We start from the raw sequence: 25,154 nt of genomic DNA, 5'->3' as shown, positions 1-25,154 counted from the left end.
AACGTTAGGGGGGATACGTTGAGAATTACCGAAGATCGACGCAACCTATTAAAAGCTGCTACCATGTATTACAGCGAAGGAAAAACCCAAGCAGAAATTGCCAAAAAAATGAACATTTCAAGGCCAGTTATTTCAAAAATGCTACAACTTGCGAGACAGGAAGGCATTGTTGAAATTTACGTCAAAGATGAAAATGCACATTCGATTGCATTGGCATTAGAAATTGAAAAAAAATATCAACTAAATGATGTTATTGTAGTTCCTAAAAGCATCGAATTTTCCAAAAGTACGATTAAGCATAATGTGGCTAAAGCGGCAGTTTCCTATTTAACTACACACCTAAAAAAGGACACTAAAATTGGACTTTCTTGGGGGACGACGATTGCAGAAGTTATTGACGAAATGCCCTATTTATCAAAGCCAGGAATAACGATTCATCCTTTAGTTGGTGGTATCCAAAGCCAACATGTTTATTTAGATGCCAACCATTTGACCTTTTTATTAGCTGAAAAATTATCTGCTCAGTGTAGCTATTTTTACGCACCAGCACTGGCTGACACCATTGAATTAAAAGAATTACTAGCAGAATCAACAGTAGTTGAAACCGCAATGTCCGATGCCCGTAAAGTTGAGTTAGCCATAATTGGTGTGGGAAATCCTCTTGGAAATACAACATGGAAAGAACTAGGATATATCGAAAAAAAAGAATTAATACAAGCTAACAATCAAGGGATTGTTGGAGATGCAGTGGCTTCTTTATTTGATGAAACAGGTCAAACCGTTATGACCGATTTAACGAAACGCATGATGGGAATGACAATTGAAGATTTAATTCAAATTCCCAATGTAGTGGCAATTGCGTCAGGTTCAACTAAAGGAACAAGCATTCAAGCCCTATTAAACAATCATGTAATAAATACCTTGATTATCGATCAATCCATTGCTGAACAACTAAACTAAGAAGCAAAAGGAGTAAAAAAATGAGCTTAAAAAAAATAACCCCAGTAAACATTCAATTATCAACAACGATTACACAATATGAAGCAGTAGAAAACCATACTTTCGATGTAATGGGACAAGCAACTCAAATGGGAGATACACTTTACTTACGCTACAAAGAAGAAACAGACGGCGAAATCCCCGTAACAATTAAGATAGAACCAGACGGAACAGTGGGATTGATTCGAGCAGGAGAAACAAGAACAAAATTGCGTTTTGGCAAAGGTGAACGGTATGTGACACATTATACGACCCCACAAGGTGTGGTTTCCTTAGAAACAATGACCAATCATTTACAAATTAGTTTGATGGACCAACCCTTTCGTGGCAACCTAGAAATCCATTATGATCTCTATATGGGAAAAGAAAAATTAGGAGAATACAAATTACAATTGCTTTTTACTGCCTAAATATTGTATGATAAAGAGTAGACTGTTGAAAGGACGTGGCGAATGTGGAATTAAAACGATTTGACGGTATGAAAAAAGATGAATTGTCAATGATTGAAGTAGCTCATGCCATTTTAGAACAAAAAGGAGACGTGATGGATTTTTCTGAACTCGTTGAACAAATTCAGAAATTTTTAGGCACTTCTGCTGCAAAAGTTAAAAAAAATACTCCGCAATTTTATACAGATTTAAATATTGATGGTAGTTTTATTTCTTTAGGAGACAATCGTTGGGGGTTACGTTCATGGTATCCGATCGATTCTATCGATGAAGAAGTAACTCATTCAACTGAAGAAGAGGCTCCACGTCGTAAAAAACGTAAAAAAGTGAGTGCATTTGTTCCGAATGTAGACGATGACGTAATTGATTACAACGATGACGATCCAGAAGATGAAGATGTTGTCTTAGTGGATGACGAAGGTGTTGTTGTTGATGATGAAAGTACAGAAGATCTTGGCGAATACAAATCTGACTTAACTGAATTAGGGACAGACGAAGATGAAGAAGACGAACTTCCAGATGGAATTGAAGGTTCTTTAACTTTAATTGATGAAGACGAAGAAGAAGATGACTTCGATTCAGAAGATGAAAGCAACCCAATTTAATGAATTGACAAAACTTTCCTTTTTGGGAGAGTTTTTCTTTTTTTTGATTTCAGCAAGTCAATTGACATTCTTTTTGACGAGTAAAGTTGATGTAGGCTTGTTTCGCAACAATCAAAAAAATAAATCCCTTGACGATTGTCTGTTTTGATTGTATTATCTTTATTGGGCTCCCTAAAGAGTAATCTTGAAGGACCGATGAGATAAACGATAATCACGCTCCCCGTTCATTTATGGATGGGGAGCTTTGTTTTTTGTTTTCAGTACCCTAAATAAAAAATGCAAACAAGATTGCTATTGAAGCTAAGTAGCGTCTGTTTTTATTTTTTAGGCAAGGTTTAGTTTGTAAGAAACGAGATTTCAGAAATAAGATTGTTTTATTCTTTGTTCATTCTTAGCTAAAGAGAGAGGAAACAAGTGAAAAAAACTATCGATTATTTCAAAAAAACACACAAAGGAGTTCGATTTAATGACCAAGTATATTTTTGTAACAGGTGGCGTTGTATCTTCAATAGGAAAAGGGATTGTAGCAGCATCTCTAGGAAGATTATTGAAAAATCGTGGACTAAAAGTAACAATTCAAAAATTTGATCCATACATCAACGTAGACCCAGGAACGATGAGCCCATACCAACATGGTGAAGTTTTTGTAACAGATGATGGTGCGGAAACAGATTTAGATTTAGGTCATTATGAACGTTTTATCGATATTAACTTAAACAAATACTCAAACGTAACAACTGGGAAAGTTTATTCAGAAGTATTACGTAAAGAGCGTAAAGGGGAATATTTAGGCGCAACCGTGCAAGTTATTCCACACATTACCAATGAAATCAAAGAAAAAATTATGCGTGCAGGCCAAACAACGGATTCTGATATCGTCATTACAGAAGTTGGTGGAACGGTTGGAGATATCGAGTCATTGCCTTTCCTAGAAGCATTACGTCAAATGAAAGCTGATGTTGGTGCGGATAACGTGATGTACATCCATACAACTTTGATTCCTTATTTAAATGCAGCTGGCGAAATGAAAACAAAACCAACACAACACAGCGTGAAGGAATTACGCAGCTTAGGAATTCAACCAAACATTTTAGTGGTTCGTACTGAAAAACCAGTTCCACAAAGTTTGAAAGACAAGTTAGCATCATTTTGTGACGTTGACCCAGAAGCAGTTATTGAATCACGTGACGTTGAAACTCTTTACTCAATTCCATTAGCATTACAAGCACAAAACATGGATCAAATTGTTTGCGATCATTTAAAATTAGACGCTCCTGTTGCGGATATGACTGAATGGATCAAACTAGAAGAAAAAGTATTAGGCTTGAAAAAAATGACAAGAATTGCATTAGTTGGAAAATACGTTGAATTACCAGATGCTTATTTATCAGTTGTTGAAGCATTAAAACATGCCGGTTTTGAATACGATTCAGATATTCAAATTGATTGGGTCAACGCAGAACACGTAACAGACGAAAACGTTGCGTCAATGTTAAAAGAAGCCGATGGTATCTTAGTACCAGGCGGTTTTGGCGATCGTGGATTAGAAGGGAAAATCTCAGCAATTCGTTACGCTCGTGAAAATAAAGTTCCATTCTTAGGAATCTGTTTAGGAATGCAATTAGCCTGTGTTGAATTTGCCCGTAACGTTGCAGGCTTAGCAGATGCCGATTCAGCAGAAACAAATCCAAATTGTGAAAACAACATTATTGATTTGATGAGTGATCAAGAAAATATCGAAAATTTAGGTGGAACCTTACGTTTAGGTTTATACCCATGTCATTTAGTGCCAGGGACAGTAGCAGCTAAGTCTTACGACAATGCAGAAGTTGTTGAAGAACGTCACCGTCACCGTTACGAGTTTAACAATGAGTACCGTCAAACCTTAGAAGAAGCAGGATTGGTCTTTTCAGGCGTTTCACCAGACAACCGTTTAGTTGAAATCGTTGAATTATCAGATCATCCATTCTATGTTGCATGTCAATTCCATCCAGAATTGATTTCACGTCCAACACGTCCACAAAAATTATTTACTGGATTTATTGGAGCAGCACTTCAAACAAAATAACCCTTTTAAAGTCTTAAAATGGCAATTCGTCATTTTAAGACTTTTTTATTTCTTGAATTACGTTAACCTAAAAAAACTTGAAAGTTAACGTAATTTGAAGTAGACTGTAAAAAAAGCATTTATTCTTAAACTAAAAGGGGCGTTTAGATGAAACTAACGACAAAAGATAGGATTCAAATAGCACTATGTACAGCATTACTTTCTATTTCTTCTTTAATTATGATTCCAATTGGGCCAATCCCGATTACGTTGCAAGTTCTTTTTATGATTTTAATACCAGCCTTACTAGGCGCCAAAAAAGGCATGTTGACGATTGGTTTATACCTAGTACTAGGTTTAGTAGGATTTCCAGTATTCGCAGGAGGAATGGGCGGATTGCAAAGTTTACTAAAACCTTCATTTGGTTATTTAATAGGAGGATTTGTCATCGCAGCAATGATTGGTAGCGTAGCTAATAAAAATGCTTCCTTTAAATCACTAGTTACGATTTCTGTCATCAGTATTCCTGTTCTTTATATTATCGGTATTAGTTATGCTTACTTTTTGATGAACATTGTTTTGGAAACACCCATTAGTTTAAGTGTCTTAATTACTACAAGTATCTCAGTATTCTTACCTTTAGATATTATAAAAGCAATAGTTGCTTCATTTTTAGCAGTAAGGATCAGAAAAGCAGTCGGTATCAAAACGATTGTATCCTAGCAAATGTCAGTCTCTTTAAACTAAAAAGAGGCTGACGTTTTTTGTTATTTTTTTTCAATAAGCTATTCAAAGTTCACAAAGTAATTAGAAACTTAATAAATGAACTATTGTATTTTTGCATTTTCTTTTCTATTATGGTTATTAGGGACAAAATAAAATTGAGATTAAAACGAACTTAAATGATTGTTACTATAGAAAAGTGAGGATATAATTTTATGAAAAAATTAGTGATTAATGGTGGAAAGCCATTATCAGGTGAACTAACGATTAGTGGCGCTAAAAATAGTACCGTAGCACTTATTCCAGCAGCAATATTAGCCGATTCACCGGTAACATTAGAAGGGGTTCCAGACATCCAAGATGTTCATTCATTAATTGAAATATTAACGATTATGGGAGTTGAAGTTGATTTTAAAGGTTCAACTTTGACAATTGATCCAACAAACATGGTTTCAATTCCAATGCCAAGTGGAAAAATCAAGAGTCTAAGAGCTTCTTACTACTTTATGGGAGCTTTGTTAACTAAATACGGACAAGGTGTTGTAGGGCTTCCAGGAGGCTGTTTTTTAGGACCAAGACCAATCGATCAACACATTAAAGGTTTTGAAGCATTAGGCGCAACAGTTGATAATGAAATGGGTGCAATGTACTTAAGAACAAGTGAAGAAGGGTTAGTCGGAGCACGAGTTTATTTAGATGTCGTATCAATTGGAGCAACCATCAATTTAATGTTGGCAGCCGTTAAAGCAAAAGGTAAAACGATTATTGAAAATGCTGCCCGCGAGCCTGAAATTATTGATGTGGCAACCTTGCTAAACAATATGGGTGGAAAAGTTAGAGGTGCCGGAACCGATGTAATTCGAATTGAAGGCGTAGAAGAACTGCACGGCTGTCGTCACACCGTAATTCCTGATCGAATTGAAGCCGGAACGTACTTATCCATAGCAGGAGCAGTTGGAACGGATGTTGTTATTAAAAATGTTATTTTTGAACATTTAGAAGGATTAATCGCTAAAATGCAAGAAATGGGCGTTCCAATGGAAATCGGCGAAGATAGCATTCGTGTCTTAGAAGCTAAAAACTTAAAAATGGTTAGCGTTAAAACCTTGCCATATCCAGGATTTGCAACAGATTTACAACAACCCCTAACGCCGCTACTACTAAAAGCGCAAGGAGAAGGTACGATTGTGGACACCATCTATCCCAAACGCGTTAAGCACATCCCTGAGTTAGTAAGAATGGGAGCAAATGCACGAGTAGAAAGCGATATGATTTTACTAGAAGGACCAGCCATTTTGAAAGGCGTAGAAGTAGAAGCAAGTGATTTAAGAGCAGGAGCATGCCTAGTAACAGCGGGATTAATGGCAGAAGGCACAACAACGATTACCGGAGTAGAAAACATCTTACGAGGCTATGACAACATTGTTGAAAAATTAACCAATTTAGGTGCAGATATTAAAATGAGTGAAATCGAAAACTAATAGGAGTTACGTATATGGGCGATTTATTAACATTAGCAGAACTAGAGAATAAAACATTAAAAGAGATTTACGGATTTGCAAAGGCATTTAAAATTCCATACTATAGTCAAATGAACAAAAAAGAACTCTCATTAGCTGTATTGAGAATGCAAGAAGAAAAGCAAGGTTTTTTTATCGCAGAAGGGGTCTTGGATATTGTATCGCAAGAAGGCTTCGGTTTTTTACGCCCAATTAATTACACACCAAGCCAAGAAGATATTTATATTTCAGTGTCACAAATCAGACGTTTTGGATTGCGAAATGGAGATAAGATTACAGGAAAAGCGAGACCACCTAAACCGTCAGAACGTTACTACGGTTTAATGCATGTAAACTCAGTGAATGGGAAGAATCCAGAAGAAGCAAAAGAACGCCCACATTTCCCAGCATTGACAGCCTTATATCCAGATAAACAAATTCACTTAGAAACAGAGCAAACAAGAATCCCAACACGAATGGTCGATATTTTAGCCCCAGTAGGGTTTGGTCAAAGAGGACTTATTGTAGCCCCACCTAAAGCGGGGAAAACTATTTTACTAAAAGAAATTGCCAATGGAATTTCAAAAAACTATCCCGATGCCGAACTCATTATTTTACTGATTGACGAACGACCAGAAGAAGTAACGGATATTGAACGTAGTGTTAAAGGAGATGTTGTGTCCTCCACCTTTGACCAAAAACCTGAAAACCATGTTAGAGTAACAGAATTAGTATTGGAACGTGCGATGCGCTTAGTCGAAGATAAGCGTGACGTGATTATTTTAATGGATAGCATCACAAGACTTGCAAGAGCTTATAACCTAGTAGTCCCACCAAGTGGTCGAACATTAAGCGGCGGAATCGATCCAGCTGCATTTTATCGTCCGAAACGCTTCTTTGGAGCGGCTCGAAATATTGAAGAAGGTGGAAGTTTAACGATACTAGCGACAGCCTTAGTTGATACTGGAAGTCGGATGGATGATATTATCTATGAAGAATTTAAAGGAACTGGAAATTCAGAATTGCATCTTTCACGAGAATTAGCCGAACGTCGAATCTTTCCAGCAATTGATATTAAAAAATCAAGTACCAGAAAAGAAGATCTGCTAATGGATTCAGAGCGATTAGAAGAAATCTGGAAACTAAGACGAGCAATGACGGGTGATTCATTAGAATACACCAATAAATTGATTACAATTCTTAAAAAAACCAAGACGAATAATGAGTTCTTTGAACAGTTTACGGATGAAACCTTTAACCAAAATAAATTGCGTCGTCCAATAAAAAAGTAAAAAAATAGAACAACAAACTAAAAGAAAATAGATTGCAATCTAACAAAGTTCATGGTATTATTTTAATATTGTCATTAGACAAAAAATAACTCTGGTACAGCAAATGAATCAGGGCAAAGGAGCGAATAAGATATGAAACAAGGAATTCATCCAGAATACCATCCAGTAGTTTTCATGGACTCAACAACAGGTTTTAAATTCTTGTCAGGTTCTACAAAACACTCACAAGAAACTGTTGAATGGGAAAATGGCGAAACTTACCCATTAATCCGTGTCGAAATTACATCTGACTCACATCCATTCTACACTGGGCGTCAAAAATTCACCCAAGCAGACGGACGTGTGGATCGTTTCAACAAAAAATACGGTCTTGCAGACGCAAACGCAGCAGAATAAGAAAGATAGCTTAAAGGTTCACTTGAATTACTGTTATAGCAGTGGTTTGAGTGGATCTTTTTTTGTTTCTTTGAGTGGAACTAACCTATTTTTTAATGATTTTATAACGATTCATCTTTTATTTTTTTTGAGAATGAAGTACAATTTAATTACATACGTTTTCTAAAAGGGAGTGTTGACATGAAAAAGCTTTTGATTGTTTATTTGATTGTGATTTTGGCAGGATGTAGCCAATCAACTATAGAAACAAAAAAATAGAGGATCAGAATACGGGTTTAAGGAATCAGCCTGATAAATCTGATCAAAAATTAAAAGTTAGTCAACTAACAGGGACTTGGCTTTCTGTAGAAGATAATTATGAAATAGAAGTTTCTGAAACACAGGAAGCAAATGTTTACAAATTAGAATTTAAGAACAATGACGCGGATGGTGATGATGATCTAGCTAGTTTAACGACCGATGATGCTGTATTAGCAGTTGAGAATGAGAAGTTTTCCTTTACATCTGAAAGTCATAAAGTAGCCTATTCTTTTATTGTTGACAGTAGCAACCGTGTAACGTTTTTTTTTAGTACACTAGTTGAAAAAGAAACAGGTGTGTCTCGGCCAACAAAAATGGAGAAAATAAACTAGCAAAAAGCAGAAAGTATTTTTAATCCACAATTTAAAAATCACCAAATTTAAGGAAGAGGATAGTAGCTATAAAAAGAAATGCAATTTACACTAAATAATGAATCTTAGTGATTAGTGAGTAACCCCTTAGCATCAGAAATTTCGGGATTTTTTCAATCGTTAAAAAAAAATAAAGCAACTATCCAAAAGAAAGAATTTGAGTTATACTATTACTACTATTATGTAAAAAGTGAGGAAACTAAAAAATGGTTAAAAATAAACAGCAAAAAAGTACCAAAAACAAGGTAATCAATATTTTAGCAGGTTTGCTACTGATTATTGGTTTACTTTTAATATTTAGTAACCCAATAAAATACTGGATCATCGGTCAAATGTCTAATAAAAATGCGGTCTCTAATGTATCAGCAGCAAGCATTGAAAAAAACAATCAAACCAAAGGTGAATTTGATTTTGATAAAGTAGTAGATTTAGATTTAGAAACAATCGCTAAAGCAAGACTATATCAAGATAAAATGGCTGTTGTAGGTGGAATTGCGATTCCAGGTGTAAAAATTAACTTACCGATTATTAAGGGCGTTTCGAACTATAATTTAGCAGTTGGCGCGGGTACAATGAAAGAAAATCAAGTAATGGGTGAGGGAAATTATGCCTTAGCTGGACATAATATGATCGATAAAGATTTACTATTTAGTCCATTATATAAATTAAAAATGGATGATGAGATTTATTTAACAGATTTAACAGATGTCTATGTGTATAAAACGTCATTTATTGAAACAGTCAATCCAGACCGTGTTGATTTAATTGATGATGTTGAAGGCAAAACGTTATTGACGTTAGTTACATGTAATCCAGATGGCTCAAAACGTTTAGTTGTGCAAGGTGAATTTGTCAAAAAAGTACCTATAAAAAAAGCAACAAAAGAAATGAAAAAAGCATTTGATATTGAAAAAAATGTGACTAAATAAAAAAACAAGCAAGGCGCCCAACAAAGGCGTTTTGCTTATTTTTTTAGTTCTCGTTCAATTCTTTTAAAATAGCAACTAAAGTAGACGAGTTTTTTTGAGTCTCAAGACTTAAAAAAATAGAGACTAAGTCATTTACAGATTCGGGTAATTTTGAATGAAAATAGAAAACTTGAGTTTCAAATGCTTGAAGAGAAGCGGCAACAAGCGGTGGTTGGTCGGATTTGGCAAGATAAGCAAGCCAGTTAAAATACCATTCTTTATGAGTGGTTGTTTCAAAGCGAGTTAACAATTCTTCAATTTCAAAATTTTCTCCAATTAAAAAAATATGATTAGCCTCAATTAAAGAGAGTTCTTTTGCATCATTTAAAGTAAAAGAATCTTTACGCAACAAAACCAAAAATTGTTCAAATGAATCGGCTAAGTATAGCCATTGATCCGTATCTGTATCAATATAACGAATTTTAGGTTCCCCATTTGCATTTAAAATGGAATAATCAAAACCAAAAAATTGTTCATTTTGATAACTAAAAACAATAAAATAATCAGGTAAATGAAAAGCTTCATGAAGTTCTTTTTGCTCAAGAATACTAGGTGTCCCCTCTTTTTGGATACCTAAAATAGTATGAATTGCTACCATATCAAGCCCGTCACGAGTCGGTTCGCTGGTTGGTAGAGCATTTTTAGTTAAGTACCCTCCATTTTGTTCTTCCAATAAATGCAGATAAGCTTTTGGTAGGTCTTTTATAGTGTAATGGTTGAAAAATGGAGTAGGTGAGACTGAATAGTTAGTAGTTGGGAAAAAAGGCGTTTCAATAAAATACATAAGCTCATCCTTTCGTTAAAATACTCAGTTTATCATAGCATTGAAGCTGCCTAAAAGACAAGATTCTTTAAATGCTATTTATTGTATTTCATCTATTGAAAAGTTATAATTAAAGGAACAGAAGCTTTCTTGTCGGAATGAATGGACAAAAGAGTCGTTTTACTTTATAATGATTATAAAATAAGAATTTATTTAAAAAACAATTGGAGGATGAAAAAACATGCAAAAAACGAATATTGATGTCAAAGCTATTTTAAACAAACAGGTAGCCAATCACGGAGTTTTATATACAAAGTTCCATCAACATCATTGGTACGTACAAGGAGCTAGTTTTTATACACTTCATGAAAAATTTGAAGAATTATTTAACAGCATTGCAGCAAATAGCGATGAAATTGCAGAACGTTTAATTGCAATTGGAGGCGCACCTTACTCAACATTATCCGAATACCTAGAACATGCATCAATCGAAGAAAAACCTTACACTAAAAAAATCAGTGCCAACGACATGGTGGCTTCAGTCGTTCATGATTACCGTATTATTCGCGATGAAATCAGCGAAGGTATAGAGTTGACTGGGGAAGCTGGAGATGATTCAACACAAGATATGTTGATTGCCTACAAAACTGAAATTGAAAAAAACATTTGGATGTTACAAGCCTTCTTAGATCAATCACCGTTAGAAGGAGAGTAAGGATCTTGAGAATTGTAGGTTTTGCTAAAAACCTACAATTTTTTTACGATTTGGTTAAGAAAACTTAACGGAAACTTTGCTTTCCTTTTAGAGAATTCTTTGTTATATTTAAACTATAAAAACACGAGGGAGCGATTTGGTATGGGATTAATTATTGCAATTGTTATTATCGTATTACTAGTACTAGTCTATATTAGTTTATATAATGGTCTAGTCAAAGCAAGAATGTGGGTTAAAGAAGCATGGAGCCAAATCGACGTTCAATTAAAACGCCGTAACGATTTAATCCCGAATTTAGTAGAAACAGTCAAAGGTTATGCAAGCCATGAAAAAGAAACCCTGGCTAAAGTAGTTGAAATGCGTAATCAATTAACACAAGTTCCAGCAGATAACCACGAAGAAACAATGAAAGTTTCAAATCAATTAAGCGATTCATTAAAAACAATATTTGCCTTAAGCGAAAGTTATCCTGACTTAAAAGCAAATCAAAACTTTATCCAATTACAAGAAGAATTGACAACAACTGAAAATAAAATTGCCTATGCGCGCCAATTGTATAATTCAAGTGTAGCGACATACAACATTAAACTTCAATCATTCCCAAGTAACATTGTTGCTAAAGCACATCACTTTACAGAAGAAGCGATGTTAGAAACGCCAACAGAAGAAAAAGTTGTTCCAAAAGTATCCTTCTAATTGAACAAAAGGTCTATCTTTCGACGAAGGTAGACCTTTTATCAAATAAAAGGATAGTGACCCTTAGTGGTTAAAGTCAGGGGAAACTCCTTTCTTTTTCGCAAGGGTTTTTTCTTATCATAAAAATAGTTGTATAGAAAAGAGGGATTTTTGTGTTACATCAACAAATTGAGCAAAATAAACGGAAGACCGTGCTTGTCATGTTTGCATTTTTTCTTTTAATTTTGCTAATTGGTGCAGCCGTGGGATATGCAAATTTCAATAGTATTACAACTGGAATTATTATAGCGGCAATTATTGCCGCAATTTACATGGGAATCATGGTTTTAAATTCAACTAAAGTTGTAATGGGATTGAATAAAGGTAAGGAAATAACTAGTAAAGAGCAATGCCCGATGTTGTGGAATGTAGTAGAAGAGCTGTCTTTAATTGCAAAAATTCCGATGCCGAAAATTTATATCATCGATGATCCAAGCCCAAATGCTTTTGCAGCAGGAAATTCTCCCGAAACGGCATCAGTGGCAGCGACGACTGGTATTTTAGAGAAGTTGAACCGAGAAGAATTAGAGGGCGTCATGGCACACGAAGTTTCACATATCCGAAACTATGATATTCGTTTATCGACTATTGCACTAGCGTTAACAGCAGCTATTGCACTATTGGCTAATATTGGGACAAGAATGATGTGGTTTGGTGGAGGGCGACGTAGCAGCAATAGCAAAAATGACAATGGAAGCTCTGCAATTATGTTGGTTATTTCAATTATTTTGATGATTCTAGCTCCTTTAGCTGCAACCTTAGTTCAGCTTGCTCTTTCTCGTAATCGCGAATATCTAGCAGATGCGTCTGCAGTCGAATTAACAAGAAATCCTCAAGGGTTAATTTCTGCATTAAATAAAATTTCTCAAAGTGAACCTATGAAATCAGCAGACCCAAGTAGCGCAGCTTTATATATTGAAAATCCATTAAAAAAAGAAACCAAAGATTCCTTATTTTCAACGCACCCAGCTACTGAAAAAAGAATTGCACGATTAGAAGCGATGTAAATCCATTTTGTAATCTGATTGACGCAATCCTTGTGTTTCGAATTCAAATTGTAATAGTCTTATCATGGTTTTGATACAGATTAGTTTCTTGTTTAGTAGTACAATGTTATTTATAAGACAAAAATCGAATAGGAGGGGTAAATCATATCATGGCTTCAGAATATATATACGTACATTTAGATAGTGTTACGAACCATGTGTTGAGTAAGGGCATTACGGTGGTTGACTTTCAGCAAACGCTAAAAAAAATACCTAACAACATTCTCCTCCTAAATACTGAAAAAGGAATTGGAGAATACGAAACTCATACAGGATTTCGTATCGTTCGTGACCGTGAAAATGTACGTCGGTTTTTAGAAGAAGCTGGTCGTTCAGAAATTAAGTACAAATGGGTAGATTTTGAAAATTTAGAATTATTACGTCAACTAACGCCTGTTGAAATTTCAGAGCTTCTTTATATTGCGCATGCACATACTCACCTACATTCTCCATTTTATTATAAGTTACAAAACAACTACATTTATTTGACGTTGTCAGATGGCATGAATAAAGTTTATTATCGTTATTTAGATCAATTTTACAATTTGCTTGGAAAAAGTATTAGGGAAGCATTAGAATCTAAAATTAACGAAAAACGAAATTTTTTCCAAAAAAGCAAAGTCATTGAAAAACTGCCCTTAGAAACAATCAAAGAAATTGTACCCTACCTAAAAGAAGGAGTGCTTCTTTCTTTAAAACATGTTACAATAGAAGAGAATTGTTACTGTATCCCAATTTATCTTTTAGAAGATCGTTTACGAGCAATTAATACAAATGGTTTTTCTGGAAAAGACCTAGTTGGAATGATTTGTTACAATCAAGATACAGGCAGTTGGACGGTTGAAGAAAAACTACCATTACTATCAAGTATTTAATTAAATATAGAAATGTTTTAGAGAATTTCGGCCTTAGAATGTGCCATGCATTCTAGGGCTTTTTTTCTTTTTATTTTAGAAAGGATAGATTATAGATGTATTTGAAAAAAATCCCAACCGGAGATGGCTGAATTACACAAGTAAGAAAAAATGAAACGAATAGAAAAGAAATGGGGAAATGAAAAATGGAATGGATCTATTTATTAATTGCAGGAGTATTGGAAATTGTATGGGCTTATTTCTTAAATGAATCAAACGGTTTTACAATTCTGCTTCCAAGCATAATTGCAATTGTGTTTATTATTATTAGCTTTGGAGCATTAGAAAAAGCGATGAGAAAACTAGGTATAGGTGTTGCCTATGCAGTATTTACAGGAATTGGAACAGCAGGAACAGCTTTAATGGGCATGCTTTGGTTAGGTGAAAATGTGAGTTTTTGGAAAATTATTTCATTATTAATTTTATTGGGTGGTATCTTAGGGCTGAAAATGACTGAGGATGGTGAAGAGAAATGAGTATTTTATATTTAATGATTGCAGGAGCATGTGAACTTGGTTTTATTATTTTTTTAAAAAAATCTGATGGTTTTAAAAAGAAAAAAGAAGGGATCATTTCTGTTGTGATTATGGGACTGGGACTGTATTTGCTCTCATTAGCGACTCGAACCATTCCAATCGGTGTGGCCTACGCAATTTGGACAGGAATTGGCGCCTCTTCAACAGTTTTGTGGGGAATGTTTTTTCTTGGTGAAAATCGAAGCTGGAAAAAATTCTTATTTGTAGGCATGATTATAATTGGAGTAATCGGCTTAAAATTAACGTCACATTAGAAAGTGAAATTTGAGAATCTTAAGTGAAACTTAGAGTTTAATGAGACATTTTATTATTTCAAGGATAACGAAAGTATGATACAATACCTTTGAATTAAAGTAAAAAATAACAAAAAAAATAAACTTTGAGTAACACTTGGAGGAACGAATAAGATGAAAATCTTTCTAATTTATGGCGGTAAAAGTGCAGAACACGATGTCTCAATTTTAACAGCCTTTTCAATCACTAAAGAAATTTATTATAAATATTACGACGTTGAACCAATCTACATTACAAAATCAGGAAAATGGTTACAAGGAATGACCTTAGAATCCCCTGTTATCAATGCTGATGCATTGAAATTTGAAGAAGCCGATGAAGCGGTTTTAGCCATCAAGGAAGGAGCGATTTCGACAGGTGTTGAAATCAGCCCGACAAGTATCAAACAAGAAGACGCGGTTATTTTCCCAGTCTTACACGGACCAAATGGAGAAGACGGTACAATCCAAGGGTTATTTGAAGTTATTGGTATGCCTTATGTAGGTGCCGGAGTGTTAGCAAGTGCGTGTGGAATGGATAAAATTATCAGCAAATATCTTTTTCAACAAGCAGGTCTTCCCCAAGTACCATATGTTCCAGTCTTAAAAAATAACTGGTCAACAGATGCTGAAAAAGTCTTTATGCAATGCGAAGGGACACTTTTATATCCAATGTTTGTAAAGCCTGCAAATATGGGATCAAGCGTAGGAATTAGCAAAGCTGAAAATCGAGAAGAATTAATTGAAGCTATTGAAGAAGCCTTAAAATATGATCGTCGCATTGTTGTAGAACAAGGTATTGAAGCAAGAGAGCTCGAAGTAGCGGTACTTGGAAATTCAGATATTCATACTTCTGTTCCCGGTGAAATTGTAAAAACCGTTGATTTTTATGACTACGATTCTAAATACATCAACAATGAAGTGACATTACAGATTCCTGCAAAAGTAACGGAAGATGTGTCAATTCAATTAAGAGAATACGCAGCGAGAGCTTTCCAAACATTAGACGGAAGTGGCTTAAGCCGCTGTGATTTCTTTTTAACAAGCAATGATGAAATTTTTATCAATGAGGTCAACACGATGCCTGGTTTTACTCAATTTAGCATGTATCCATTATTATGGGAAAATACAGGCTTAGGCTACGGCGATTTAGTGGAAGAATTGATCCAATTAGCTTTAAGAAGATTTGAAGAAAGACAAGCTTTTCAATATTCAGAAGAAAGCTAATTTGTTGTGAAATGTCAGAAAAGCTGAACGCGTTTGTGTTCAGCTTTTCGATTATAATAAACGGTAAAATCGCTCTATACGATTTTAAACTGGAGGATAAAGAATGAATTTAACACTTAAAGAGGTTGCCAAAGCAGTAGGAGCGGTAAATAATATCCGCCAATGGGAAGAACTTGCAATTAATAATGTACAATTTGACACACGAAAATCAACTGAAGGTTCTCTATTTGTCCCATTAAAAGGGACGAATGATGGGCATGATTTTATTGACAGTGCAATAGAGAATGGTGCGGTGGCTTCCTTTTGGAGTGCTCCATTAGATCAAGCCCCAAGCGGATTTCCTGTTTTACAAGTTAAAGATACACTAATAGCCTTGCAACAGCTTGCAAAATATTATCTTGAAAAAATTAATCCAAAAGTAGTTGGAATAACTGGGAGTAATGGTAAAACAACTACAAAAGATATGACCGAGGCAGTCTTAAAGGCGCGTTATAGAGTTCATAAAACACAAGGGAATTTTAATAATCATATTGGTTTACCAATTACGATTTTAGAAATGCCGTCAGATACCGAAGTAGTCATTTTAGAGATGGGTATGAATCATGCAGGAGAAATTGAACTGTTGTCAAATTTAGCACAGCCAGACATTGCTGTTATCACAATGATTGGCGAATCACATATTGAATACTTAGGTTCAAGAGCAGGAATTGCAGATGCTAAAATGGAAATTACTGCGGGATTAAAAGAAACAGGCGCTCTTATTTTCCCAGGTGAAGAACCTTTACTAGTAGAAAAAACAGCTAAATTAAAACCTGCACAGCTTGCAACGTTTGGAATGTCAGAAATAAATGACCTGTATCCAGTAAATGTCCAAACAGGAATGATGGAAACATCCTTTGAAACAAACGTAGCGCCATTAACTGAATGCTCTATCCCTGTTCTGGGAACCTACAATGTGAGCAACGCATTAGCAGCACTAACAGTTGGCTTGAAATTAGAAATTACAATTCAAGAAGCTGCGCCATTTCTTGCAAAATTTAACTTAACAAAAAATAGAACAGAATGGGTAAAAGGAATTCACAACAGCATGATTTTAAATGATGCGTACAATGCAAATCCAACAGCGATGAATGCTGTATTAGACAATTTTAGTGAATTAAAAAATGAAGGAAAAAAAATTGCTGTACTAGGAGACATGTTGGAATTAGGCTCTCTATCCAAAGAAATGCATGAGAGTGTTGCAGAACATCTAAACCCTCAAAAAATAGATGAAGTTTATTTGTATGGCGAGGAAATGGCTGTTCTCTTTGATAAGTTACTACTTATTTTCCCTCAAGAGAGAGTTCACCACTACACTAAGGATAAAGAGCAATTGATTGCTGAATTAACGGAAATAATCCAACCACAGGATCACATTTTAGTTAAATCTAGCTTTGGTACAAATTTATTAGCAGTTGTTACAGCGATTCAATCAGTTTAACGAATCAGACTTCGGACGGAGTGCAACAAGCCGAACTTTCTGTTATACTATTAGGTATAATAAATTAGATTTAAAGGGGTAGATACAATGCAAAATCAAAGAAGAGAAGTAGCCACAGAAGGAATGTCACGTTTCTTTGCTACTGTTTATGGATATATGACGCTAGGTTTAGCACTTTCTGGCATAACTGCTTTTTACGCATCACAAAGTCCAATCATTATGAAATTTGTTTATGGCAGTCCATTTGGTTTGATTGCCTTAGTTGTTTTAGAATTATTTTTAGTCTTTAAACTAGCTTCTAATGGGAAAAAATTGCGCTCAGTAGGCTCTTCCATAGTTGGTTTTACTGCATTTTCAATTGTTAATGGGGTCTTGCTATCTTCAATCTTCCTTGTTTACAATTTGGGAAGTATTGCTTCTGCATTTATGATTACAGCTGGAACATTTGCTGGTATGAGCTTTGTAGGATTCGTAACTAAAAAAGATATGAGCTCGTTTGGTGGACAATTACGAGGTGCGTTAATTGGTTTAATCATTGCAACAGTTGTCAATGGCTTTATTTTGAAAAGCGGACCAGCAGATTTCGTGCTATCAATTATCACCGTTTTAATCTTTATCGGATTTACAGCATATGATACACAAAAATTAAAACAAATTTACATGCACTACCAAGATCAAGAAACACTTGGGTCAATTGCTATTAGTGGCGCATTAAGTTTATATTTAGATTTTATCAATATTTTCTTGAGCATTTTAAGAATTTTTGGTGGAAGAGACTAAAAGAAGGGCTATTAATAGCCTTTCTTTTTTTATTTATAACAAAAAAAAGAAAAAATCTTATCGTATTTTGGGTGTCTCGAATAAAAAGAGAAAACGTGTTCATGAAAACAATAGTGTAATTTGATTGAAAATTAGAATGAAACATGGTAACATTGCTTAGATAACAGAAAATGAAACCATTGAGGGTTTTGTGAATAGATACGCGAGAAAACGAAACTTGGAGAAACAAACCCAAGTTTTTATATGAAATGAAGGGCCTGGTGCATGACGAATTCGTCAATCAGACACCGGGTTTTTATATGGACTGACAGCAGAAGGTTTTTTTATTGCCTGTATTTCGCAAAAATCTCTCTTTAAGGTTTTGTAAATGGGAGGAAATATATTGAAATTTTCAGAATTAGGATTATCACCAGAATTACTACAATCCGTAGAACGCTTAGGCTTTGAGGAAGCAACACCAATTCAAGATCAAACAATTCCACTAGCTTTAGAAGGAAAAGATGTAATTGGTCAAGCACAAACAGGTACAGGTAAAACAGCAGCATTTGGGTTACCAATGCTACAAAAAATCGACATTACCAACCGTACTGTCCAAGGTTTAGTTATTGCGCCAACACGTGAATTAGCAATTCAAACACAAGAAGAATTGTTCCGTTTAAGCCGTGATAAAAAAGTTCGCGTACAAGTAGTTTATGGTGGCGCTGATATCAGCCGTCAAATCCGTGCTTTAAAAGACCAACCACATATCGTTGTTGGTACACCAGGTCGTTTACTTGACCATATCAACCGTCGCACTTTAAAATTAGATCACGTTGAAACATTAGTATTGGATGAAGCGGATGAAATGTTAAACATGGGATTCTTAGAAGATATCGAAAAAATCATCAAAGAAGTACCATCAATTCGCCAAACATTATTATTCTCAGCAACTATGCCAGATGCTATCAAACGTATCGGTGTTAAATTCATGAAAGAACCAGAACATGTTAAAATCAAAGCAACTGAAATGACTGCTAATCTGATTGATCAATATTTCGTACGCTGTAAAGACTTCGAAAAATTTGATATCATGACTCGTTTATTAGATGTTCAAACACCTGAATTAACGATTGTATTTGGACGTACAAAACGTCGTGTAGATGAATTATCAAAAGGATTAGAAATGCGTGGTTACCGTGCAGAAGGAATCCATGGAGATTTGTCTCAACAAAAACGTATGAGTGTTTTAAAAGCATTTAAAAAAGGCGATTTAGATATCTTAGTTGCAACAGATGTAGCTGCTCGTGGATTAGATATTTCAGGAGTAACACATGTTTACAACTATGACATTCCACAAGATCCAGAAAGTTATGTTCACCGTATCGGTCGTACAGGACGTGCTGGTAAAGAAGGTATGTCAGTAACTTTCATTACACCAAATGAAATGGGCTACCTACGAGTAATCGAAGAATTGACGAAGAAGAAAATGACTGCATTACGTCCACCAACAAATGATGAAGCTTTCGAAGGCCAAATCAAAGCAGCAATGGAAACAGTAGGCGAAGTTATTAATTCTAATGAATTAGAACGCTATGAAAAAGCAGCAGCACAGTTGTTAGAAGACTATGATGCAACGGATCTGGCAGCAGCATTCTTGAAGAGCATTTCAAAAGATGCAAGCGAAGTTCCAGTTAAAATCACTCCAGAGCGTCCACTTCCAAACCGTAAAGGTGGCGGAGGCGGTGGTGGTAACCGTAGTGGCGGCGGTGGTCGTAGCAAAGGTGGATCATCATACCGTGGCGGCGAACGTCGTGGAAATGGCGGAGGAAACCGCTCAGGTAAAGATAATCGTCGTAGTGGCGGCGGAGCTAGCTCTAATGGAAATTGGAGTAAAGACAGCAAACGTAGTAGCAGTAACGGAAGTGGCGAAGCTCGTAAGAGTGGTGGCAACCGTGGTAAAGCAACAGATAACCGTCGCAATGGTGGCGGAGATCGTAACTTTACTATCCGTAATAAAGATTAATCTTTCAAGAAGGAACTTCTATATTAATAGAGGTTCCTTCTTTTTTTGATAGAAATTAGAGGGCAGTAACTGTTAAAAAAATCCAAATATAAAGGAAAAATAAAAAAATAAGATAACAACTTATAAATATTAATGTTTAACAGAATAATAGTGGTTAAAAGGTGACAAAAGTATTTTTTTTTGATAAAATTACTGCTAGTAACACTTATTAAAGGTTTGCGAACTTTTACCGCTTCTTAATCAATGGTAAGTAAGCCAATTAGAAATGATACATAAAAGAGGGATTCTAAATGATTATTGGCATTGGTTTAGATTTAACTGAAATTCCACGAATTGTTAAGGCATATGAAAAACAGGCTAGTTTTCCAATGAAAGTATTGACAGAAAATGAACAACAAGTATTCAATCAGTTGAACGGAAAACGGAAAATGGAATTTCTAGCGGGAAGATTTGCTGCCAAAGAGGCCTTTTCAAAAGCTTTGGGAACGGGAATTGGAAAAGTAGGTTTTTTGGATATTGAAGTATTAAACGATGAAAAAGGAAAACCGTATATTGCTAAAGCGCCTTTTATAGGTAATACTTTTATCTCCATTACGCATACAGATACAATTGCTGCGGCTCAAGTAATCTTGGAAAATACCTAATATTTTGCTACAAAATAAAGGTGGGATTTTTTTGGTTTCAGGAAAGCATCGCAAGACATATGCAAGAATTAGTAAGAAAGCAATTAGACACAATTTGCAAAATGAACAGGCTAGATTAGGAGATGATTGCAAATTATTTGCAGTTGTCAAAGCAGATGGCTATGGACATGGCGCTGTTGAAATTGCGAAAATCGCGAGAGATAGTGGGGTATCTGGATTTTGTGTTGCGCTATTAGATGAGGCGTTGGAGTTAAGAAAGGCTGGAATTACTGAGCCAATCTTGATTTTAGGAATAGTTGATGTAGAATTTGTTCCTATCATAGCAGCTGAAGATTTAAGTGTGACTGTAAGTAGCTTAGAATGGTTAAAAGAAGCTGAGCAGAGATTAATGCAACAAACTACTAAAGCCTTACGTATTCACTTAGCATTAGACACGGGTATGGGAAGAATTGGTTTTAGAACCGTTTCAGAACTAACAGAAGCAGAAAATTATGCGACTAATTCTGAATTAATTGAATTTGAAGGTGTTTTTACACATTTTGCCACAGCAGATGAAGCGGATGAAACGCAATTTAATCGTCAGCTAAAACAGTTCAATAAGTTGATAAGTTGTTTAAGCAATAAGCCACAATTTGTACATGCTGCAAATAGTGCAACGGCGCTATGGCATCAACAAATACCAACAAACTTGATTCGTTACGGAATCGCTATGTATGGTTTAAATCCATCTGGAACAACTTTGAAAGCACCGATTTCTTTAGAACCTGCTATGGAACTGATTAGTGAATTGGTGCATGTTAAGGAAATACAACCAGGAGATACAGTTAGCTACGGAGCCACTTACGAAGCAAGCGATTGTGAGTGGGTAGGAACGATTCCAATTGGTTATGCGGATGGATGGCGGAGAAGTTTACAAGGACAAACTGTCCTGGTTGATGGGCAACGTTGTGAAATCATTGGACGTGTGTGTATGGATCAATGTATGATCCGTTTGCCAAAAGAATATCCTGTAGGGACGACCGTTGTCTTAGTTGGGAAAAGTGGAAATGATCAAGTAACGATGGAAGAGTTAGCAGAATATTTAGGCACAATTAATTATGAAATCATATGTGGTATCGCTTTAAGAGTACCTCGAATTTATGTTTAATTTGTGAACAGAATTTCTGATAAATTTTACATATGCCAAATAATTCAAAAAGGACTATTTAAAAGTTTTATTTTTCATGGTACCATAAAACGAAAGCTATAAAATTTAACTTAGCATTGTTTGGAGGTATGGATCATGGAGAATAAAAAAATAGAATCATTAGAAATTAAATTAGATGGCTTAATTTATCAAGAAATCCAAGAATATTGTGCAAAATATTCAGCCGATGAAACGGAATTTGTCAACGCTGTAATGATTCGCTTTTTTAAAGAAAATAAAAAAAATCATGATACCATGCGCAAAGGATACGCAGAAATGTCTGAAATCAATCTGGATATTTGTAATGAATTTGAAGGTTGTGAAAAAGACGTAAGTTCAAAGTTTGAACGAGGTATCTAGGGAGGAAAAGCCTATGGTAAAACGGGGAGAAGTTTATTTCGCAGACTTATCACCGGTAGTTGGATCGGAACAAGGCGGAATGCGCCCAGTTTTAATCATCCAAAACAATGTTGGAAATCATTATAGTCCAACGGTTATTGTTGCAGCTATCACTGCAAAAATTCAAAAAGCAAAAATGCCTACACATGTTGAGGTATCAGCTGAAAATCATGGTTTAGAAAGAGATTCAGTTATCCTATTAGAGCAAATTAGAACAATTGACAAACAACGACTAAAAGATAAAGTGACCCAAATTGATTTTCAATTAATGCAAAAGGTTGATGAAGCTTTGGAAATTAGTGTGGGACTTACAGGAAGTGTTTGATACTTATATAAAATCATCTGTCTAAAGGCAGATGATTTTTTTTCATTATATGCTATACTATTCAAGAGCTTGTCTCATAAACGTGGTTCATTCATACCATCCCACGAAAAAAAACTAGGAGGAAATAGTAGTGAAAACAAAAACATTAGTCACAAATGCTATTGTTGCGGCATTGTATGTTGCGATAACAGCAGTACTGGCTCCGTTATCTTTTGGAGCAGTTCAACTAAGATTTGCTGAGATGTTCAATCATCTAGTGGTCTTTAATAAAAAATATATTGTTGGAATCGTATCTGGAGTATTTATCTCAAATTTATTTTTTTCATCTCTTGGCGTTTATGATTTGGTTTTTGGAGTTGGTCAGTCGTTGGTTGCCTTGCTGCTTACTAGCGGATTGATTCGTAAAGGAAAAGTAGAGAATGTATGGTTAAAGATGATTATTAATACGATAGTCTTCAGTCTGACGATGGCGATTATTGCGTGGGAGCTTGTTTTAGTATTTGGGTTGCCATTTTGGGCTACCTATTTAACGACTGGAATTGGTGAAATGATTGTGTTAGTTCTTACAATGCCAGTTATGAAAGCATTAAATACTTATGTAGATTTTAACCGTAGAATTGAAAAATAAAAAAATCCCCCACTAAATAGGAGAAATGACTCTTAGTTTAGTGGAGGATTTTTTTTAATAGCTAATTTAAATGTTTTAAATCTTCAATCTCAACGACTCTAAAACCACGTTTATCAAGATGCTCGATAATTTGATCGCGTTTTTCTTCTTCAACGCCAGCTGGCAAGGTAATCATTGTGCGACGGACTAAATCATCTTGCTCAACGTCAAGTGTAATGCAACTTGCAATGGTACAATATTTATTGATGATTTTAGTCATATTACTTAAATCGCCTTTTAAACCAGAAGAAGCAATAGTTAAAACATAACTACCTACTTTAACATTCCAAGATTGTTGGAGCATGTTTAAAAGAGAACTATGGGTTAAGATTCCATAAAAGCGATTTTCTTCATCCAATACAGAAATATAAGGCAATTCTTTGATTGTAAAGAACACTTTAAAGAATGAAGAATCAACAGAAATGAATTTAGTCGCATTTTTAAGCAAATGAGTAACAGGTAAACTCATATCTCCGCCATTCGCTTTATGACGGTAAATGTGCATTTTATAAATATTACCTCGGAAAATAGTTCCGGTTTCGTCAAGAATCGGAATACAACGGTAACCAGAATTTTCCAAAATTTCAATAGCTTCTTGAAGAGTAACGGTTTCCTTAACAGTCGTTAATTTTTTCTTAGGAATACAAAGTGATTTTATTAACATCATCGTATCCTCCTTTATAATTTAATGAGTTGATGAAAAGGCTCTACTCCTTTGATAATACCATATAAAGAGCTAGAGTAAAATGTTTTCAACTAGATTTGCAAAGAAATATAAAACTTTTTTTCATTAAAAGCTTGTGTCTTGTAGAGTAGAATTTTATAATAGAACAAGTTTCTAAATAAATTCTTTTAAAATATAGTATAAATAAGAAAGTAGGCTTTTATATGGCACGAAATGAAATGATGTATCGTCCAGTTGTAAATGAAGATGTTTTAGAGTTTATTCGAAAACAACAAAAACCACTTGCAGGAGAGCTTGGCGAAATAGAAAGAACCGCAAATGCTAACGGAGTTCCAATTATTCCACACGAAACAGTAGTATTCTTAAACTTATTACTAGGACAATTGAAACCAAAAAATATTTTAGAAATCGGAGCAGCAATCGGATTTTCATCTAGTCTAATGGCTCAACATGTTGGTGAGGATGGACACGTTACAACAATTGATCGTTTTGATGTGATGATTAATAAAGCAAAGGCAAACTATGAAAAATTAGGTTTAACGGACAAAGTTACTTTATTAGAAGGACAAGCTTCGGATATCTTACCTACTTTAGGAGGACCGTACGATTTTATTTTTATGGATAGTGCGAAATCAAAATACTATGATTTCTTTCCGGAATGTATGCGCCTGTTGAAAGTGGGAGGAATGTTGATTGTAGACGATGTTTTACAAGGTGGAACAATTTTACTTCCGAAAGAAGAGATACCAAAACGCTCAAGAGTAATTCATAGAAAATTAAATGCTTTTTTAGATGTAGTAATGAAACATGAAGCCCTAGAAAGTAGTATCTTACCACTTGGAGACGGTTTATTGATGATTGTTAAAAAAGATAACACGGATTTTTCATATTTAATTGAATAAAAAAAGAGTAAAAAGACTGTTTATACAAAAAAACAGTCTTTTTAATTTAGGTAAAAACCTGTTAATTAACAGGTTTCCAATGAAATATACAAAAAAACAAAAAAATGTATAAAAAAGTGTTGACGAAGTGGTGAAATCTTGGTATATTATTACATGTCGCTAGGACGTAACAACAACTTAGCGAAAAAGAAAATAAAAAAAGTTGTTGACACAAACTTCTAAACGTG

At 34.9% G+C, this 25,154-nt stretch carries 27 protein-coding genes and 1 riboswitch; of the genes, 25 read left to right on the top strand and 2 right to left on the bottom strand.

Features of this window, described 5'->3' with window-relative positions:
* Positions 1–18 precede the first annotated feature (18 nt).
* From AC07SW_RS05550 to AC07SW_RS05510, 9 genes are all read left to right on the top strand, one after another.
* Positions 19–960 (top strand): sugar-binding transcriptional regulator, encoded by a 942-nt coding sequence (locus AC07SW_RS05550; RefSeq protein ID WP_034571656.1) that lies wholly within the window; start codon positions 19–21, stop codon positions 958–960.
* Between the two features lie 20 nt (positions 961–980).
* Positions 981–1,409 carry a YwiB family protein gene (locus AC07SW_RS05545; RefSeq protein WP_034571653.1) on the top strand — a complete coding sequence of 143 codons (429 nt, stop codon included), beginning with the start codon at positions 981–983 and terminating at the stop codon, positions 1,407–1,409.
* Between the two features lie 44 nt (positions 1,410–1,453).
* Positions 1,454–2,053, top strand: a complete 600-nt coding sequence (gene rpoE, locus AC07SW_RS05540) for a DNA-directed RNA polymerase subunit delta (RefSeq protein WP_034571650.1) — start codon at positions 1,454–1,456, stop codon at positions 2,051–2,053.
* Positions 2,054–2,519: 466 nt separating this feature from the next.
* The gene (gene pyrG / locus AC07SW_RS05535; RefSeq protein ID WP_119907570.1) at positions 2,520–4,121 is read left to right on the top strand and encodes a CTP synthase; all 1,602 of its coding nucleotides are present in this window, start codon (positions 2,520–2,522) and stop codon (positions 4,119–4,121) included.
* A 147-nt stretch (positions 4,122–4,268) separates the two neighbouring features.
* Positions 4,269–4,823: a biotin transporter BioY gene (locus tag AC07SW_RS05530; protein WP_119907571.1), complete on the top strand. Its 555-nt coding sequence runs from the start codon at positions 4,269–4,271 to the stop codon at positions 4,821–4,823.
* 215 nt (positions 4,824–5,038) lie between these two features.
* On the top strand, positions 5,039–6,304 hold the full coding sequence (gene murA, locus AC07SW_RS05525) for a UDP-N-acetylglucosamine 1-carboxyvinyltransferase (protein ID WP_034571641.1): 1,266 nt from the start codon (positions 5,039–5,041) through the stop codon (positions 6,302–6,304).
* Between the two features lie 14 nt (positions 6,305–6,318).
* Positions 6,319–7,614, top strand: a complete 1,296-nt coding sequence (gene rho, locus AC07SW_RS05520; RefSeq protein WP_119907572.1) for a transcription termination factor Rho — start codon at positions 6,319–6,321, stop codon at positions 7,612–7,614.
* A gap of 132 nt (positions 7,615–7,746) precedes the next feature.
* Entirely contained in the window at positions 7,747–8,010 is a 264-nt protein-coding gene (locus AC07SW_RS05515) for a type B 50S ribosomal protein L31 (RefSeq protein WP_034571636.1), read from the top strand.
* Positions 8,011–8,887: 877 nt separating this feature from the next.
* Positions 8,888–9,610, top strand: coding sequence for a class A sortase (locus tag AC07SW_RS05510; protein WP_034571624.1), 723 nt, complete (start codon positions 8,888–8,890; stop codon positions 9,608–9,610).
* 43 nt (positions 9,611–9,653) lie between these two features.
* Here AC07SW_RS05510 and AC07SW_RS05505 read toward each other — a convergent pair whose 3' ends face one another.
* Entirely contained in the window at positions 9,654–10,433 is a 780-nt protein-coding gene (locus AC07SW_RS05505) for an SMI1/KNR4 family protein (RefSeq protein ID WP_463685369.1), read from the bottom strand.
* 220 nt (positions 10,434–10,653) lie between these two features.
* On the opposite strand from AC07SW_RS05505, the gene AC07SW_RS05500 reads away from it, so the two are divergent.
* From AC07SW_RS05500 to AC07SW_RS05430, 15 genes are all read left to right on the top strand, one after another.
* Positions 10,654–11,127 (top strand): Dps family protein, encoded by a 474-nt coding sequence (locus AC07SW_RS05500; protein WP_034571617.1) that lies wholly within the window; start codon positions 10,654–10,656, stop codon positions 11,125–11,127.
* A gap of 141 nt (positions 11,128–11,268) precedes the next feature.
* Positions 11,269–11,823 carry a LemA family protein gene (locus AC07SW_RS05495; protein WP_034571614.1) on the top strand — a complete coding sequence of 185 codons (555 nt, stop codon included), beginning with the start codon at positions 11,269–11,271 and terminating at the stop codon, positions 11,821–11,823.
* Positions 11,824–11,975: 152 nt separating this feature from the next.
* Complete coding sequence (htpX, locus tag AC07SW_RS05490) at positions 11,976–12,869, top strand: zinc metalloprotease HtpX (RefSeq protein WP_494632416.1); 894 nt, start codon at positions 11,976–11,978, stop codon at positions 12,867–12,869.
* Positions 12,870–13,018: 149 nt separating this feature from the next.
* Positions 13,019–13,783 carry a hypothetical protein gene (locus tag AC07SW_RS05485; protein ID WP_034571608.1) on the top strand — a complete coding sequence of 255 codons (765 nt, stop codon included), beginning with the start codon at positions 13,019–13,021 and terminating at the stop codon, positions 13,781–13,783.
* Positions 13,784–13,968: 185 nt separating this feature from the next.
* Complete coding sequence (locus tag AC07SW_RS05480) at positions 13,969–14,298, top strand: DMT family transporter (RefSeq protein WP_034571606.1); 330 nt, start codon at positions 13,969–13,971, stop codon at positions 14,296–14,298.
* Positions 14,295–14,612, top strand: coding sequence for a DMT family transporter (locus AC07SW_RS05475; protein ID WP_034571604.1), 318 nt, complete (start codon positions 14,295–14,297; stop codon positions 14,610–14,612). Before AC07SW_RS05480 ends, AC07SW_RS05475 begins: the two co-directional genes overlap by 4 nt.
* Positions 14,613–14,765: 153 nt before the next feature.
* Complete coding sequence (locus tag AC07SW_RS05470; RefSeq protein WP_034571601.1) at positions 14,766–15,857, top strand: D-alanine--D-alanine ligase; 1,092 nt, start codon at positions 14,766–14,768, stop codon at positions 15,855–15,857.
* Positions 15,858–15,960: 103 nt separating this feature from the next.
* Entirely contained in the window at positions 15,961–17,337 is a 1,377-nt protein-coding gene (locus AC07SW_RS05465; protein WP_494632414.1) for a UDP-N-acetylmuramoyl-tripeptide--D-alanyl-D-alanine ligase, read from the top strand.
* 87 nt (positions 17,338–17,424) lie between these two features.
* Complete coding sequence (locus tag AC07SW_RS05460; RefSeq protein ID WP_135022796.1) at positions 17,425–18,117, top strand: Bax inhibitor-1/YccA family protein; 693 nt, start codon at positions 17,425–17,427, stop codon at positions 18,115–18,117.
* A 382-nt stretch (positions 18,118–18,499) separates the two neighbouring features.
* Positions 18,500–20,119 carry a degradosome RNA helicase CshA gene (gene cshA / locus AC07SW_RS05455; RefSeq protein WP_162919135.1) on the top strand — a complete coding sequence of 540 codons (1,620 nt, stop codon included), beginning with the start codon at positions 18,500–18,502 and terminating at the stop codon, positions 20,117–20,119.
* A 290-nt stretch (positions 20,120–20,409) separates the two neighbouring features.
* Positions 20,410–20,763 carry a holo-ACP synthase gene (acpS, locus tag AC07SW_RS05450; protein WP_034571589.1) on the top strand — a complete coding sequence of 118 codons (354 nt, stop codon included), beginning with the start codon at positions 20,410–20,412 and terminating at the stop codon, positions 20,761–20,763.
* A gap of 31 nt (positions 20,764–20,794) precedes the next feature.
* The gene (gene alr, locus AC07SW_RS05445) at positions 20,795–21,910 is read left to right on the top strand and encodes an alanine racemase (RefSeq protein ID WP_463685374.1); all 1,116 of its coding nucleotides are present in this window, start codon (positions 20,795–20,797) and stop codon (positions 21,908–21,910) included.
* Between the two features lie 135 nt (positions 21,911–22,045).
* Positions 22,046–22,309 carry a hypothetical protein gene (locus AC07SW_RS05440; protein ID WP_034571584.1) on the top strand — a complete coding sequence of 88 codons (264 nt, stop codon included), beginning with the start codon at positions 22,046–22,048 and terminating at the stop codon, positions 22,307–22,309.
* Between the two features lie 13 nt (positions 22,310–22,322).
* A complete protein-coding gene (locus AC07SW_RS05435) occupies positions 22,323–22,673 on the top strand; it encodes a type II toxin-antitoxin system PemK/MazF family toxin (protein ID WP_034571581.1) in 351 nt (116 codons plus the stop codon).
* Positions 22,674–22,749: 76 nt separating this feature from the next.
* Positions 22,750–22,797: riboswitch (PreQ1 riboswitch) on the top strand.
* 6 nt (positions 22,798–22,803) lie between these two features.
* The gene (locus AC07SW_RS05430; protein WP_311780637.1) at positions 22,804–23,301 is read left to right on the top strand and encodes a QueT transporter family protein; all 498 of its coding nucleotides are present in this window, start codon (positions 22,804–22,806) and stop codon (positions 23,299–23,301) included.
* A 61-nt stretch (positions 23,302–23,362) separates the two neighbouring features.
* Here the strand turns inward: AC07SW_RS05430 and cbpA are convergent, their stop codons facing one another.
* Positions 23,363–24,004, bottom strand: coding sequence for a cyclic di-AMP binding protein CbpA (cbpA, locus tag AC07SW_RS05425; protein WP_034571575.1), 642 nt, complete (start codon positions 24,002–24,004; stop codon positions 23,363–23,365).
* 224 nt (positions 24,005–24,228) lie between these two features.
* On the opposite strand from cbpA, the gene AC07SW_RS05420 reads away from it, so the two are divergent.
* On the top strand, positions 24,229–24,927 hold the full coding sequence (locus AC07SW_RS05420) for an O-methyltransferase (protein WP_135022799.1): 699 nt from the start codon (positions 24,229–24,231) through the stop codon (positions 24,925–24,927).
* The last annotated feature ends 227 nt before the right edge of the window (positions 24,928–25,154 follow it).

Source organism: Carnobacterium sp. GW821-FHT04C06, assembly GCF_059420345.1.
This window is presented reverse-complemented; position numbering and strand designations above follow the sequence as displayed.